The organism is Collimonas sp. OK242, assembly GCF_900107095.1.
Lineage (GTDB): Bacteria > Pseudomonadota > Gammaproteobacteria > Burkholderiales > Burkholderiaceae_D > Collimonas.
This window is the reverse complement of the sequence record NZ_FNOR01000006.1, coordinates 246,867-263,243: the sequence shown is the minus strand read 5'-3', so window position 1 is coordinate 263,243 and position 16,377 is coordinate 246,867. Positions and strand designations below refer to the sequence as shown.

8 protein-coding genes are annotated in these 16,377 nt (G+C 59.5%); 4 read left to right on the top strand and 4 right to left on the bottom strand.

Annotation, left to right across the window (positions count from 1 at the left end):
* The first annotated feature begins 16 nt into the window (after positions 1–16).
* The 3 genes from BLV81_RS08510 to BLV81_RS08500 all read left to right on the top strand — a co-directional run bounded on the left by BLV81_RS08510 (position 17) and on the right by BLV81_RS08500 (position 5,301).
* Positions 17–3,235: an efflux RND transporter permease subunit gene (locus tag BLV81_RS08510; RefSeq protein WP_092354354.1), complete on the top strand. Its 3,219-nt coding sequence runs from the start codon at positions 17–19 to the stop codon at positions 3,233–3,235.
* 32 nt (positions 3,236–3,267) lie between these two features.
* Positions 3,268–4,755, top strand: coding sequence for an efflux transporter outer membrane subunit (locus BLV81_RS08505; RefSeq protein WP_092354422.1), 1,488 nt, complete (start codon positions 3,268–3,270; stop codon positions 4,753–4,755).
* Between the two features lie 114 nt (positions 4,756–4,869).
* A complete protein-coding gene (locus BLV81_RS08500) occupies positions 4,870–5,301 on the top strand; it encodes an EamA family transporter (protein WP_092354352.1) in 432 nt (143 codons plus the stop codon).
* 33 nt (positions 5,302–5,334) lie between these two features.
* On the opposite strand, the gene pabB is transcribed toward BLV81_RS08500, so the two are convergent.
* Positions 5,335–7,257, bottom strand: coding sequence for an aminodeoxychorismate synthase component I (gene pabB / locus BLV81_RS08495; protein ID WP_092354350.1), 1,923 nt, complete (start codon positions 7,255–7,257; stop codon positions 5,335–5,337).
* A 152-nt stretch (positions 7,258–7,409) separates the two neighbouring features.
* On the opposite strand from pabB, the gene BLV81_RS08490 reads away from it, so the two are divergent.
* Complete coding sequence (locus BLV81_RS08490) at positions 7,410–8,801, top strand: MFS transporter (protein ID WP_092354348.1); 1,392 nt, start codon at positions 7,410–7,412, stop codon at positions 8,799–8,801.
* 16 nt (positions 8,802–8,817) lie between these two features.
* On the opposite strand, the gene BLV81_RS08485 is transcribed toward BLV81_RS08490, so the two are convergent.
* The 3 genes from BLV81_RS08485 to fumC form a co-directional block, all read right to left on the bottom strand.
* Complete coding sequence (locus tag BLV81_RS08485) at positions 8,818–12,816, bottom strand: translocation/assembly module TamB domain-containing protein (protein ID WP_255365057.1); 3,999 nt, start codon at positions 12,814–12,816, stop codon at positions 8,818–8,820.
* Between the two features lie 26 nt (positions 12,817–12,842).
* On the bottom strand, positions 12,843–14,615 hold the full coding sequence (locus tag BLV81_RS08480; protein ID WP_092354418.1) for an autotransporter assembly complex protein TamA: 1,773 nt from the start codon (positions 14,613–14,615) through the stop codon (positions 12,843–12,845).
* A gap of 286 nt (positions 14,616–14,901) precedes the next feature.
* Complete coding sequence (gene fumC / locus BLV81_RS08475) at positions 14,902–16,293, bottom strand: class II fumarate hydratase (protein ID WP_092354346.1); 1,392 nt, start codon at positions 16,291–16,293, stop codon at positions 14,902–14,904.
* Between the last annotated feature and the right edge of the window lie 84 nt (positions 16,294–16,377).

Sequence of the window (16,377 nt, the reverse complement as noted above, 5' to 3'; positions counted from 1 at the left end):
TAAAACAGGTCACAGCATGAATATCTCGCGTCCCTTTATTGAACGGCCGATTGCCACCACATTACTGACCATCGGCATTGCCCTGGCCGGCATGGTGGCCTTCCGGCTGCTGCCGGTATCGCCGTTGCCGCAAGTGGATTTCCCGACCATCTCGATCTCGGCTTCATTGCCTGGCGCCAGTCCCGAAACCATGGCCGCCACTGTGGCGACGCCGCTGGAGCGCGCGCTCGGATCGATTGCCGGGATTACCGAAATGACTTCGTCGAGTTCGCTCAGCTCGACCCGCGTCACCTTGCAGTTCGATCTCAGCCGCGACATAGACGGCGCCGCACGCGACGTCCAGGCTGCGCTGAATGCGGCGCGCAGCCTGCTGCCGACCGGCCTGCCCAGCAATCCGACTTATCGCAAAGTGAATCCGGCCGATGCGCCGATCATGATTCTGGCGCTGACCTCGGACAGCATGACGCAAGGCCAGATGTACGATGCCGCCGATACCATCCTGGCGCAAAAACTGTCACAGGTTGCCGGTGTCGGCCAGGTCAGTGTCGGCGGCAGCTCGCAGCCGGCGGTGCGGGTTGAATTGAATCCGACCGCACTCAACAAATACGGCATCGGCTCGGCCGATGTCCGCACTGCGATTGCCGCCACCAATGCCAACCGCCCTAAAGGCGTGCTGGAAGACGGCGATAAAAATTGGCAGATCTACGCCAACGACCAGGCCAAGACCGCCGCTGAATACATGCCGCTGATCGTTGCTTATCGCAACGGCGCTGCGGTGCGCGTCAGCGATGTCGCCACGGTAGTCGACTCGGTAGCCAACCTGCGCAACGCCGGCTCAGCCAACGGCAAACCGTCGGTGCTGGTGATCCTGAACCGCCAGCCAGGCGCCAACATCATTGAAACGGTGGATGCGGTGCGGGCGTTGCTGCCGCAGCTGCGGGCCTCGATCCCGGCCGCCATCAATCTCGATGTCGCGCTCGACCGCACACCGACGATTCGCGCCTCTTTGCGTGAAACCGAAAGAACCCTGCTGATGTCGATCGCGCTGGTGATCATGGTGGTGTTCCTGTTCCTGCGCAACGGCCGCGCCACGCTGATCCCGGCAGTGGCCGTCCCGGTCTCGCTGATAGGCACTTTCGGCTTCATGTATTTGCTTGGCTACAGCCTCGACAATCTATCCCTGATGGCGCTGACGATTGCCACCGGCTTCGTGGTGGACGATGCAATTGTGGTCCTGGAAAACGTTTCACGGCACATTGAAAAGGGCATGAAACCGTTTGCCGCTGCATTGCAAGGGGCGAAAGAGGTCGGCTTTACCGTGATGTCGATGAGTCTCTCCCTGATCGCCGTATTCATCCCGATTCTGTTGATGGGCGGCATCGTCGGCCGCCTGTTCCGCGAATTTGCCGTCACCTTGTCGGTAGCGATCCTGGTATCGCTGGTGGTGTCGCTGACCGCCACGCCGATGATGTGCGCACGCCTGCTCAAGCACGAACCGCACCGCAAGCAAGGACGTTTCTTCAACGCCACCGAACGCGCCTTCAACGCCATGCTGCGCGGCTACGAACGCTCGCTGGCCTGGGCCTTGCGCTTTTCGCCATTGATGATTCTGATCCTGCTCGGCACCATCGTGCTCAACGTCTATCTGTACACCGTCATTCCCAAGGGCTTTTTCCCGCAACAGGATACCGGGCTGGTGATCGGCGGCATCCAGGGCGACCAGGCGATTTCGTTCCAGTCGATGCGGGTCAAGCTGAATGAGTTTGTCGAGATTGTCCGCAAGGACCCCGATGTGCAAAGCGTGATCGCCTTCACCGGCGGCGGCCAGAGCAATCGCGGCAACATGTTCATTACCCTCAAGCCGCTGTCGCAACGCAAGCTCACCGCCGACCAGGTGATCGCGCGCCTGCGCGGCAAGCTCAGCCATGTGCCCGGCGCCAACCTGTTCATGCAATCGGCACAGGATATCCGGGTCGGCGGCCGCTCCAGCGACGCCCAGTACCAGTACACCTTGCAATCCGATGACCTGAATCTGCTGCGCACCTGGGAACCGAAGATCCGCGAAGCATTCAGCGCCCTGCCGCAACTGGCCGACGTCAATACCGACCAGCAGGACAAGGGCTTGCAAACCACCTTGACCATCGACCGCGAAACGGCGATACGCAGCGGCGTCACGCCGCAACTGATCGACGCCACCTTGAACGACCTGTTCGGCCAGCGCCAGGTATCGACCATCTACAGCGGCATGAATCAATACCACGTGGTGATGGAAGCGGCGCCGCAATACTGGCAGAGCCCGCAGATCCTGCACGACACGTATGTCAGCATTCCAGCCAGCACGGCCAACCTGTCGCCCACCACGTCCGCCCTCGGCACGCCGCCGGCATTGACCGCGGGCGGCAAGCTGGCCGCCAATTCGTCGCTGGCGCTGACGCTCTCGACTTCGGCTGAACAACAGATGCCGCTGGCGGCGTTTTCCAGCTTCCAGCCGACCAATACCTCGCTCGGCGTCAATCACCAAAGCCAGTTCATTGCCTCCACCATTTCTTTCAATCTGCCGACCGCTGTTTCCTTATCCGATGCGACGGCTGCGATCAACGACGCGCTGGCCCGGATCGGCGTGCCGACCGAGGTGCACGGCAGTTTCCAGGGCACCGCCAATGTGTTCCAGTCATCCCTGAGCAGCCAGCCGCTGCTGATTCTGACGGCGCTGCTGGCGGTGTACATCGTGCTGGGCGTTTTGTACGAAAGCTATGTCCATCCGATCACCATCATTTCAACCCTGCCTTCGGCCGGCGTCGGCGCCCTGCTGGCACTGCTGGCTACCGGCACCGATTTCAGCCTGATTGCCTTGATCGGGGTGATCTTGCTGATCGGTATCGTCAAGAAGAACGCCATCATGATGATCGATTTCGCCCTGGACGCAGAACGCACCCAGGGTCTGTCGCCGCGCGATTCGATTTTTGAAGCCTGCCGGCTGCGCTTCCGTCCGATCATGATGACCACCATGGCGGCGATGCTCGGTGCGGTGCCGTTGGCGCTGGGTCATGGCGACGGCGCCGAACTGCGTCGGCCGCTGGGTATTGCGATTGTCGGCGGCTTGATCATGAGCCAGTTGCTGACGCTGTACACGACGCCGGTAGTCTATCTGTATATGGACCGTTTCCGTCTATGGAGTAAAGACAAATGGGAGCGGCGTGGCGGCAGGTCATTGCCGGATCCAAGCGCAGCATGACCGGCGGAACAACGATACTCAACGGATTCAATATGAAACATACGCAAGCACCTATGCATAGAACCTTGCTGGCGGCGGCGGTCACGGCCTTGCTGCTGAGCGCCTGCGCGGTCGGCCCGGATTACGTGCGGCCGGCCACCGTTGCGCCAGCCGCCTTCAAGGAGATGAAGGATTGGAAGACCGCTACCCCGCAAGACCAGGAACTGCACGGGAAATGGTGGGAAATCTACCAGGATCCGCAGCTCAATGCACTGGTCGAGCAGGTCAATATCTCCAACCAGAATCTGGCGCAAGCCGAGGCGCAATTCCGGCAGGCGAAAGCGTTGGTGGAATCGGCAAGATCGTCCTACTTCCCGACAGTATCGGCCAATGTCTCGTCCACCCGTTCAGGTGGCCGCAATAGCAGCAGTTCATTGAGCGGCGGCTCGGTAACGACCAGCGACTCGCTCGGCCTGAGCGCCAGCTGGGAACCCGACCTGTGGGGCCGCATCAGCCGGACCGTGGAATCCAATCAGGCATCGGCGCAAGCCAGCGCCGCCGACTTGCAAGTAGCCAGGCTCAGCGCCCAATCCACCCTGGCGCAAAATTACCTGCAGCTGCGGGTGCTCGACCAGCAGAAAAATCTGCTCGACGATACGGTAGCGGCCTATCAAAAATCGCTGCAACTGACGCAAAACCAATATGCCGTCGGCGTCGTCGCCCGGTCTGACGTGATTCAGGCCCAGACCCAGCTCAGAAGCGCCCAGGCGCAAGCGCTGGACAATGGCGTGCTGCGTGCACAACTGGAGCACGCGATCGCCCTGCTCACCGGACAAGCAGCTTCCACCTTCTCGATTGCGCCTGCACCGCTGATCGCGGTGCTGCCGGAGATTCCGGTCGGCGTGCCGTCGTCGTTGCTGGAGCGTCGCCCTGATGTCAGCTCGGCAGAGCGGCTGGCAGCGGCGGCCAATGCCAAGATCGGCGTGGCCAAGGCAGCATACTTCCCCAATCTGACCTTGTCCGCTTCGGGTGGTTTCCAAAGCAACAGCTTTGCCAACTGGCTGACCGTCCCCAACCGCATCTGGTCGCTCGGGCCAGCCCTGGCGGCTACCCTGTTTGACGGCGGCGCGCGACGCGCTCAAAGCGATCAGGCAATTGCCGCCTACGACGCCAGCGTTGCGGCGTATAAGCAGGCGGTATTGACCAGTTTCCAGGAAGTCGAGGATAACCTGGCGGCCCTGCGCATCCTGGAACAGGAAGCCGTGGTCCAGGGTGAAACGGTGCAGTTTGCCCATCATGCGCTAGAGCTGATCTTGAATCAGTACAAGGCCGGCACCGTCAACTACACCAGTGTAGTGACGGCGCAGGCAACCGCCTTCAGCGCGGATTTGTCGGCGCTGAATATCCAGAATCGCCGCTATTCTGCGAGTGTACTGCTGATCAAAGCGCTCGGCGGCGGCTGGAATCAGGCTGAATTGCCCGATAAAGCCATGCTCAATGATCGTGATGCCGCCGGAGACAACAAACCGGCAGCGAAATAACCGTAGGGTGGGCAAGCTTTTTTGCCCATGCGCTGGAGGAGATAAACGGCGTGAGAGAATTTGGTATTCCGCGTGGGCACACGTGCCCACCCTACAATTAATCGGGAGAAAAAAATGAATTTCGGCTCCAGCTGGCAGCTGTTTGCCCTTGGTTCCGCATTTTTCGCCGGCTTGACGGCGATCTTCGGCAAGTTCGGCGTCACTGGCATGAATTCCAACTTTGCCACCTTCATCCGCACCGTCGTCATTCTGTTTGTGATCGCCGGCATTGTCACCTTGCGCGACGAGTGGCAGAAGCCGGCGCTGGTCAATCCCGCCAACTGGCTATTCCTGGTCCTGTCGGCAATCGCCACCGGCTTGTCCTGGCTGTGCTACTACCATGCGCTGCAAATCGGCCCTATTTCCAAGGTGGCTCCGATCGATAAACTCAGCGTTGCCTTCGCCATCGTGCTGGGCTTGCTGTTTGCCGGCGAACAGCTGACCTGGCCGGTGGCCATTGGCGGCTCGCTGATTGTGGCCGGATCGGTCGTGATTATCGCTTTTTGATTAAAGCGGGGTTAAAGCTTAGTTGAAACTTAACTAAGCCACTTGCAACAGCCTTGCCGGCATGGTTCCGCGCAAGGCGTTGCACACCATGATCTGCTCGGCGGCCAGCAAATCCTCCATGCGCAAACTGCGTTCGCTGGCCTTCCACGCCGGATCGTTCAACACTACGCTACGCATCACTCCCGGTAGCAATCCCGATGTCAGCGGCGGCGTGTACCAGCGTCCATCCAGCTTGAGGAAAACGCTGCTGCGGCCGCCCTCGGTCAACTCGCCTTCCTGATTGAAAAACAGCATATCGAAAGCACCCAGCTGTTGCGCTTGTCGCCATGCCTGATCGTAGCGTTGCCGCACACTGGTTTTATGCCGCAGGAACAAATCGTCGGATTGCGTCGGTAGCGGTGAGATCAATACACTGACCGGCGTCTCAAGCTCTCCCAGCTGCGCGCTCTGCAGGCTGCAATTGCCGTCCGCAGACAACGTCAGGCGCAGCCGCTGAGGGCCGGTGGCGGGCAAACTTGCGCAATGCGCCTGCAACGCTGCGCGTAATGCCTGGTCGTTATAGGGAAAGCCGAAGTAGGCGGCAGAGGCCTGCAAGCGCTGCAAATGCAAATCCAGATGACGGCAGCCGTCCGCGCTGGTGGCGTAGATGGTTTCGAACAAGGAAAAATCGCCGCCCATGCCGGTCAGGAATTTTGCTTTCAATGCACATTCGGCATATTCTTCGGCTGCCACGCTGTCATGCACGATGCCGGCGCCGACGCCCATCTCGCCATGACGGATGCTGGCACCATACAAGCCGTCCGGCGCGGCCGGCTGCAGCCAGAGGGTTCGGATCGGCACCGACAAACAGAAATCGCCAAAGCGGCGGCCTGCCTGCTCCGCATCGAACCAGCCTATCGCGCCGGTATACAGGCCGCGCGGATCGGGCTCCAGTTCATCGATGATTTGCATGGTGCGATGTTTGGGCGCGCCGGTAATCGAACCGCAGGGATACAGCGCCTGGATCACAGCGCCGAGGCTGACGTCGTCGCGCACCTGCGCCTGCACGGTGGAAGTCATTTGCAGCACGGTATTGAACTGCGTCACCTCGAACAATTGCGGCACACGCACCGAACCGGGGACGGCTATGCGTCCCAGGTCATTGCGCAGCAAATCGACAATCATCAGGTTTTCCGCCAGATTCTTGGGATCTGCGGCGAGCGCCTTGGCAGCCAGTCGATCCTGCTCGGCATCGCCGCTGGCGGCGGCGGTTCCTTTCATCGGACGCGCTGTCAATACGCCTTCCGCATGGCGTACGAAGAGTTCGGGCGACAGCGATACAACTGCAGCGCCGTCCGCGAGCTGGATCAGGCTGCCGTAAGGCACCGGCTGGCGCAGCCTCAGCTGTCGATACAAGGCGACAGGACTGCCGTAGACGTCGAATCGCAGGCGGTAGGTGTAGTTCACCTGATACGTATCGCCGGCTTCGATGTAGGCGTGGATCTTGGCGATGGCGGCGGCAAATTGTTCGGCGCTGATATTCGGCCGCAGATTCGCGATGCCGGCGCCGGCTTCAGTCTGCTCCGATTGCGCTGCCTGGCGCTGCGTCAGCCACGCATCTACCTCGGCATGGTTCAAATAGTCGCAATGGGTGAACAACAGGATTTGCGCCAAAGGCTGCGGCAAGGCTAAGGTCTGCGCAGCTTGCGACTGCCGCCGAGGCCTGACACGCTGCAGACCTATCCCCAGTTCGTAGCTAAATAAGCTCACCGCGTGCAAACCGTCACGCAAGGCTTGCTGCATCTGTTCGATCAGCTGCGGCAGCTGATCCGCCTCAAGACATTGCAAACTGTGCACGTGGCCGGTATACAGACGCGACAGGCGCGGCAGCGGCGATGATGGCGACTGCGCCGCTGCCGCACTGCTGTCGTCCAGCAATGCGAAACACTCGGGCGATGAGGGAGACGTGTTGATCATGATTCTTGTACAAAAAAAAACGACAGATGGTCAGAAGAACAGCCTGCATGCTACCTGATCGGTAAGGGATAGTCTAAACCGCTATAATTATGCTCTTTTAAGCAGGATAGGCAGGCTTTTCTGCCCACCCGGCTCAGCTACCACCACCCCTCATGGCCATCTCCCGCGTCTTCCTCACGCCACTGATCGTGGCTTGCGCCCTGTTCATGGAAAACATGGACTCCACCGTGATCGCCACTTCGCTGCCGATGATGGCGCATGATATGGGAGAGAGTCCGATTGCGCTCAAGCTGGCGATGACTTCCTATCTGGTCAGCCTGGCGGTGTTCATCCCCGTCAGCGGCTGGATGGCCGACCGCTTTGGCGCGCGCACGGTTTTCCGCAGCGCGATCGGGGTGTTCATGCTCGGTTCGATTCTGTGCGGCATATCGAACACGCTGGCAGAATTTGTCGCTGCCCGCTTCCTGCAAGGGATGGGCGGCGCCATGATGGTGCCGGTCGGACGGCTGGTGATCTTGCGCACCACCTCCAAGGCGGAACTGGTGCGCGCCCTCAGCTACCTGACTATCCCGGCTTTGCTGGGACCAGTGATCGGGCCGCCGCTGGGCGGTTTCATCACCACCTATTTTCACTGGCGCTGGATCTTCTTCATCAATATCCCGATCAGCATTCTCGGCATTTACCTGGCCACCCGCTATATCGAGAACCTGCGCAGCGACGACACCGTCCCGCTCGACTGGATCGGCTTCCTGCTATCGGCCGTCGGCTGTTCGACACTGATGTTCGGCCTGGCCAGCGCCGGCCGCCACCTGGTCGCCGGCGACGTTTCGCTGATATGCGTAGCGGTCGGCGCTGTCAGTTTGCTGGCGTATGTGTGGCATGCTTTTCATACCCCGCATCCGCTGATCAATTTGCGGCTGCTGCAAATCCCTACGTTGCGCATGAACGTCTTCGGCGGTTCTCTGTTTCGCATCGGCGTAGGTGCGTTGCCGTTTCTGCTGCCGCTGCTATTCCAGCTAGGCTTCGGCCTGACGCCGTTCCAGTCCGGCCTGCTGACTTGTGCTTCGGCAGCGGGCGCCATTTTTGTCAAAACCGTGACGACGACGGTGCTGAAAAAATTCGGTTTCAGGAGCGTGCTGGTCTATAACACGCTGCTTGGCGCACTGTCGATGGCAGCCTTCGGCCTGCTGGAAGCAGATTCACCCCATATCTTCATTATCCTCATGCTGCTATTGGGCGGCTGCGTGCGTTCGATGCAATTTACCAGCCTGAATGCGATTGCCTACGCCGAGATCGACCAGCGCCAGATGAGCCAGGCCACCAGCCTCACCAGCGTCGCCCAGCAACTGGCGATCGGCCTGGGCGTTACCGTCGGCGGCTTTGCGCTGCAGGTATCGAATCAGGTGCAGGGCCACGCGATGCTAGTCAGCGCCGATTTCTGGCCGGCGTTCCTGCTGATTTCCCTGATCGCCCTGACTTCGCTGCCGTTTGCCTTGAAACTGCAGCCGGATGCCGGCGCGGAATTGTCGGGCCGCCGCGCTTGATCAAGTAGAACCCGCGCTAATCGAAACGCAAGTTGTACAAGACTTCCAGGCCGTTGATGGTGCCGCCGCGCATCACCATCGACCAGCGCCGTGAAAATTGCCAGGTCACTTTCAAGATGCTGGCGGCACTGGTCAGGCTCTGCTCGTAACCGAGGTTGATTTTCTCGGTGAGGGCCTTGCCCAGGCTCACGACCTGCTCGTTCTCGATGCCCGAATCGCTGGAGCCGATCGAGAATTCGTCAAAGCCGATACCCTGGGCAATCTTCTTGCCGCCGTAATTCCCCAGCAGCGCCAGCGCCTGGCCGGCAGCCTGGCGCTGCCCCAGCGCGGAACTGTCGCTGCCATGGCCGAACATCAGCCAGGACAATTTTTCCTCATCCGACACATTCGGCTCCGACACCAGCTTGACCCGCAGATTGGATGGATTACCGGTAATCTCCGCACCCGCCTCGATTTCCTGGTTGCGCTTCATGGCGAGGATATAGATATTCGGATTGTCGATCGGTCCCTGGAAATTGATCAGCCCGCGTTCAATCGCCAGCTTGCGGCCAAATACCTCGTAGCTGCCGCTTGCCACTTGAATCGTGCCGGTAGCGCGCAAAGGCTGGTAGGGCTCGCTGCGGACCTGCATCGCGCCACGCAACAGGATATCGGCGCCGCTGCCGCGGAAGCGGAAATCGTTGCCGAAGTCGACCTCCACATTCATCACCGGCGTCGCGCCGCCAGCCGGTTTCTGCGCGGCTTTGGCTATGCGTTCCTGCTCCGTCAACGGCGTCGCGCGCGCTTTGACCTCCTTGCGCACGATGACCACATCGTCTCCCAGCACCGGCGCACTACTCTTCGGCAAATCGAACAAGGCGCTGTCAACGGTGAATTTGCCATCCACATGTAACTGTTCCTTGACGTTGGCGATCTTGGCCTGGCCGGACAACATCAGCTGGCGATCCGGGCTGGCAAACAATTGCAGGCGCTCGGCAATCACGCTGGCGCTCAGATCGGGATTGTCGTGGCCCAGCTGCAGCCTGCCGGTGGCGCGTATGGCGCCGTCGCCGCCGTGGAATTCAAGTTGCTGCAGATCGACCACATTGTTAGCCAGGCTCAGGCGCGCCGTGCCGTCTTTCAGTTTGATTCCCTGGTCGAACAAGGTGACGGCAAGCTTGTCGCCTGTGACTTTGCCTGACAACATCGGTTTGCCGAGCTGGCCAGCCAGATTCAGGTCCATGGCGAGGCTGCCGTCCAGCGCCACATGCGGCCCGATCAGCGCGCCGATGGGTTTCAACTGCGGCACCTGCAATTTAGCCTGGCCGCTCAGGGCTGAGCTGTCGCTGACAGTCCAGCTGCGGCCGTTACGCTGCAAAGCCAGCTGCAATTGCGCGCTCAAGGTACCGATCCTGGATGCTGCCAGCTGGCTATCCAGCTTGACCTGGCCGGACTGCAGATCTGCGCGCAATTTCAGGTCAGACAATCCCAGACCGACATCGCCACGTCCCGGATTGACCCGCAAATCGCCGCTGCGACGGGCTATCTGCAGATAGCCCGCCAGATTCTCCGCCAGCGAAAAATCCCAGCTGCTATCCAACACCAGATCCGTCTTCAAGGGCAATTCCGGGCCGCCGAATTCATGCATCAAGCCAAGCATGGTTGCCACATTCAGTGCATTGATGGCGCCGGCTGAACGAATTTTCCCATTATCGTAGCTGAAATTCTTCAAATCGATCTGCGCATCCGCCACATTCAAACGCGTTGCCCCCAGCGCCAGGCGGCCGTCCCCAGCGTTAATCGCCAACGGGGCCGCGAGACTGATGCGCGGCGTTCCCTGGTTTTGCAATTCGCTAATCTGTCCCTGCCAGCCGTAACCCGCATTGCTCTCGCTCAGTTGCCCCTGCGCGGCCATGGTCAGATGCAAAGCTTTGCCATGCAGAATGCCGCTGCTGTCCAGTTTCAAGCTATGCGCGCCATAGGTGCCTGCCAGGTTCAGCTTGAATTTATCCAGCGCCATGTCGCTGCTGTGCAAGCCACGGCCCTCGACGCTGACAGCCAGCCGGTTATTGGCTGAATTCAGACCGGCGTTCAAATCCGCCTGCACATCGGCCTGTCCTGAGAGGCTGTCTATCCGATGTTCGCCGTAGACCAATTTTTCGGCGCGGTAGGAAGCTTGTATAGCCGGTTTTTGCAAGCTGCCGCTGACCTGGCCGTCCAGATGCACTGCGCCGGAGAGACCGATGCCCAGCCCCTGCAACTGCGGCGCATCGATCTTCAAGGCAAGACGATCGCCGGCGGCGCCAAAACTGCCCTTGGCTAGCACTTCGTTACCTGCCACCGACAATGCTACGTCGCTGGGCAGCAAGCGCGTGCCGGCCAGATTGAGTACGCCGTTGCCGGTCATCGGCAATTGATCGTAGCGGCTATCCTTGATGATGAACTTGAGCTTCAATGTCAGTTCAGGCGCAAGCTTGCCGCTGGCGTCGATATCCATATTGATGTTTGCCGTCGTCGCCTGCGGGCGGGATTTAGCGCCTTTGGGCTGCTTGGCACTATTGCTGTTGATCCAAAGGAAAGGATTGAAATCGCGCAAATTACCTTTCACAGCGTAAGCCATCCCCGCATCGCGGCCCACATTGCCGCTGACATCCAGACGTGCCGGTCCGGCCGCCAGCTGCGCCGTTTTCACGACAATCTGTTTGGCGTCTATCAACGTTTCCAGCTTCGCCTTGTAGGTGGCGTCGGCCAGGTTCAAGCTAATTTGCTGACTTTCCGGCATCAACTTGATGCTAACCGGCCCGCGCAGTTGCGACGGCTTTAATTTGCCATGCAAGGCTTGCAGATCCAGGCCGGCGACGTCGAAGTCGAACTCGCCGTTGCTCTTGTTTTTGCCGTCGCTGTGATATTCGCCCTGGCCGCTGATGCTGGCATTTTTCAACAATGTCAACTGCAGCCGGGACAATTGCTGGGTCTGGGTGTCCAGTCGCAACTCTGCGCTGGCGCTGACCAGCGGCAGACGGTCCTGGTCCAAAGCGCCGGCCAGCGCGTTGGCAATCCTGATCGGGCCGCTCACCGTCAGCGTCGCCAGATCGACGGCAGCTGCTGCGCTGCCTGCCGCAGCCGGCGGCGAGAGCGGCTTGAGCGCAACCTGCAGGCTCAAATCGGCCTGTGGCGCAGCGCTGCTGAACAGTTTCGGATTGATGTGCGCAGCGCTCAATTCAAGTTGCTGAAACGGGATGGGCGCGAACGGTGTCGCCGCGATCTTGGCGCTGCCGCTTAACTTGTCGCCGCGCGCATTCAAATCTATATTCAGCGCCGCCAGGTTGCCGGACAAAACCGCATCCAGTTGATATTTTTCTTTTTGATATTCACCGCTCAACTCGGCTCCGCCGCTCAACGCAAACGGTTGCACGCCGTTCAAGCTGAGTTTGGCGCTGGCCCTGCCATACGGCGTGTCCAGCCGTTCCAGGAACAGATTGTGCTGTATCCGGTCCGACTCGCCATGCAACTGCAGATGACGCAACTCGGTCGCGGTCAGCCCTTGGTGCAAGGACAGCTTATTCAGCGAAATATCGTTGAGAACCAGTTGCAGCGGCAGTTCAAGGCTGGTCGGCATAACGGTCGGCTGCGCTGGTGTCGGCTGCAGCCGGGCATCGACATTGCCGACATGCAGATAAGCGACCGTCAGCTTGAGCGGCGACAGGCTGAGATGCCACTTGCCATCGATGCGATCGATCGTGTACTGCTGGGTAGCATCACGGTACAACAGATTGCGCAACTGCAAACCGTCTGCCACAGTGCCGCCGACCAGCTGACCGGATAAATTGCCGTGCATTGCCCAGCTGCTTAGCTGCCACAAGGCTCGTGTCCCGAATTCTGAACGGACGCCGAAAATTACCGCAGCAACAAGCAAAATCACCAGTATCAGGCATGCCGCAAGCGAGCGCCACAAGCAGCGCAAGCGGCGGCGGCCGCCATCGGTACTTGGCGGCGGGCTTGCTGATTCCGGAGAGTTGTTTGCTGCCTGGGTCATGCGTTTGGTCTTAAAAAATGGAAAAATCAGAAGGCGATGCCGAGCGAGATATGGGGCCGGAATTGTTTCGCCTGGACGCCATAGGCAAGGTCGAGATTCACAGTGCCGACCGGGCTCCGATAGCGTACACCGACGCCGGTGCCGACCTTGGTAGACCTGTTTGCCCAACTATCGGTAGCGCTGCCCACATCGTAAAACAAGGCGCCGCCCCATTGCTGGCTGAGCCAGTGCTGATATTCGGCGCTGCCGGTTACCATGTACTTGGTCGGATAGACGGTGCCGTTTTGCGAATTGCCGATGCTGTCATAACTATAGCCGCGCACCGATTCATTGCCGCCGGCACGGAACAGCAGGGAAGCCGGCACCGAGGCGCTGGAACCGGCAGTAAATACGCCGCCCAGCTCTGTGCGCAAAATCACCACGTCGCGTTTTGCGACGGGAAAATAATGTTTATAACGGCCGTCGGCCCGGAAAAAAGTCTGGTCGGTCAGCAAGCCCTTTAAGGCGAAGCCGGTTTGTATCGAAAAGATATGGCCGCTGCGCGGGAAAATGGGATCGTCGACAGCCCGCCGGACCCAGGCAAAACCGGGAACCAGGGCCTGATGCTCTCCCGGCCGAACCACGGTATTCGGCGGCAGGGTTGCGCCGTCAATCTGCTGCAGGCGGTCGCGGTAATAATCCAGGGTCAAGGCGGTATCGTAATTCTCCAGCGAGCGCGCACGCTTGAGTCCGATTTTCATGCTGCGCAAATCAACGCCTTGCAAGGTAGTCCGGTCATACGAACCGTTGACGCCGTTGACGAAACTGCGCGTATCCGGCGGCATCGACAAATCCAGCGCGCCGTATTGCCGGCGCTGTTCAATCTTGGTCTGGGCGTCGAACACCCAGGCTTTGCCGAAAACATTGTAATTGGTGTACCGGCCCTGCACCTGCGCCCCGGTATCGGAGGCGTAGCCAAGCCCGGTGCGCAGCCTCTGCGTCGGGAACTCGGTGACCTGGACATTGACCGGTGACTCTTGCGCGTGCGCCGGATCATCGTCAATGCTGACGATCACATTGCCGAAGTATGGCGTGTTCTGGATCTGCCGCTGCAGCAGCAGCAAACGGTCGACGCTGTATTCTTCCCCCACCCGCAGGGGATTGACGTTTTCGATGATGCTGGCCGGATAACGTTTGGTGCCGGTGATATGCAACGCTCCCAAGGTAAATCCGGGGCCGCTGTCATATTGCACCGAAAGTTCGGCCTCGTTGTCTTCAGGCGTGACCCGCGCTTCCGAATGGGCAATCTTGGCCGCCGGATAGCGCTTCTTGAGCAACACCTGCAAGCCATTTTCCTTGGCTGTCGCCCAGTCGGCCTGGCGAAACGGCCGGCCGGCGGGCAAACCCCAGTTCTGCTGTATCTGACTCACACGTTCAGGCACCTCGGCAGCGGCGCTGCCGATCACATCGATGGTGGCGGCGGACACCGTGGTGCGCTGTTGCGGATCGATTTTCAGGTGAATGCTCTTGATCTCGCCCGGCTCCACGCTAACAGTGGTTTTAGGTGAGAAATAACCTTCTGTCGACGTCAGTTGCGTAACTTGCTCATCCACGGTATCAATCAGGAATTTCAATTGATCTTCGCTCAAATCCTGGCGATCCTTGTAACGCGCCAGATCCAGATGCTGTTCAAGCAAGGCCTTTAATTCAGCCGGTGCTTCGATCGCGACCCGATATGTGGCGTTGGCGTGCATCGCACTCAGGCAGAGCAGGCCGAAAACCACGCCATAGGCAGAGGGTTTCAAGCAGCTTGTGGACATGCGAAAACATTTCAGCATGCGCGGCAGCCTGCAGCCGAACATCGCATATCAGTTTTTATCGGGAAAACCAGTAAGAGCATAGGCAGAGACAGAAGCAGTGGCAGAAACAACGATAGCGGACGGGCATTTTAACAAATATCGTTTTCGCATTGCAAAAACGCTATTATTTCATTGACGTCATTGTATTGGATGCTCCGCATCCATGGCGCGATGTGACATGATTTAACCTCGCTTATTTGAGCCCGATAAACCTGGGGACATCAGCCCAGCTTAGCCCGTCAAAACTTTATTCCGGATAGGTCATCTTGACCGGCTGCACCCATTCGGCGAATTCTTGTTCAGTCACATAGCCGAGCGCCAACGCCGCCTGCTTCAGCGTACTGCCGTCATGGTGCGCATGCTTGGCGATTTGTGCCGCACGGTCGTAACCGATATGCGGCGCCAGCGCTGTCACCAGCATCAGCGACCGCTCCATCAGTTCGGCAATCCGGTCGCGGTTGGCGGCGATGCCGTCGGCGCAGTGCTGCTCGAAGCTGGCCATGCCGTCGGCCAGCAGGCGTACGCTTTGCAGGAAATTATGCGCAATCAGAGGCTTGAATACATTCAACTCGAAATTGCCGGAAGCGCCGCCGAAATTGATCGCCACATCGTTGCCGAATACCTGGCAACACAACATGGTCAACGCTTCGCACTGGGTCGGGTTAACCTTGCCGGGCATGATTGAGCTGCCCGGTTCGTTCTCCGGGATGCTGATTTCGGCCAGGCCCGAGCGCGGGCCGGACGCCAGCCAGCGCACATCGTTGGCAATCTTCATCAGGGCTGCGGCCAATGTTTTCAAGGTACCGTGTGCCGCAACCAAGGCATCGTGCGCCGCCAGCGCGGCAAATTTATTGTCGGCAGTGCGGAATGGCAGGCCTTCGCTCGTGGCTAATTGCGCGGCAACGCGGCTGCCGAAATCCTTAGGCGCATTGAGCCCGGTGCCTACCGCCGTGCCGCCGGCTGCCAGATCGCACAAAGGCTCCAGCGTGGCCTTGATGATTTTTTCGGCGTGATCTAGTTGTGCAACATAGCCAGAGAATTCCTGGCCCAATGTCAGCGGCGTCGCATCTTGCAGATGGGTGCGGCCGATCTTGACGATGTCGTCAAAATCCAGCGATTTCCTGTGCAAGGTCGCACGCAGTTTTTGCAGCGCCGGCAACAATGCATTGGCGATGGCGAGCGCAGCGGCGACATGCATCGCAGTCGGAAAGATATCGTTCGATGACTGGCTCAGATTGACCGCATCGTTGGGATGCACCAGACGCGCTTCGCCACGCACGCCGCCGAGAATTTCCGAGGCGCGATTAGCCAGTACCTCGTTCATGTTCATGTTGCTCTGGGTACCGGAACCGGTCTGCCAGACAGATAATGGAAACTCATCCGTATGCCGCCCTGCCACGACCTCCTGCGCCGCCTGCATGATGGCGGCGGCCTGGGTTTTCGGCAGCTTGCCGAGATCCTGGTTGACTTGCGCGCAGGCTTGCTTGACGGCTGCCAGCGCCACGATCAGTTCGGGCGGCATGCGTTCGCTGGATATATGGAAATGATGCAGGCTACGCTGGGTCTGCGCGCCCCACAGCCGCTCATCCGGAACTTCAATCTTGCCAAAGGTATCGCGTTCGGTTCTGCTGGTAGTCATTTCAACTCCATAAAAGTGGCGATGTCCGAGGCTGCAGCGAGACTATAGCTATATATAAAGAGTTCGCAGGCCGTCAGCAAAGTC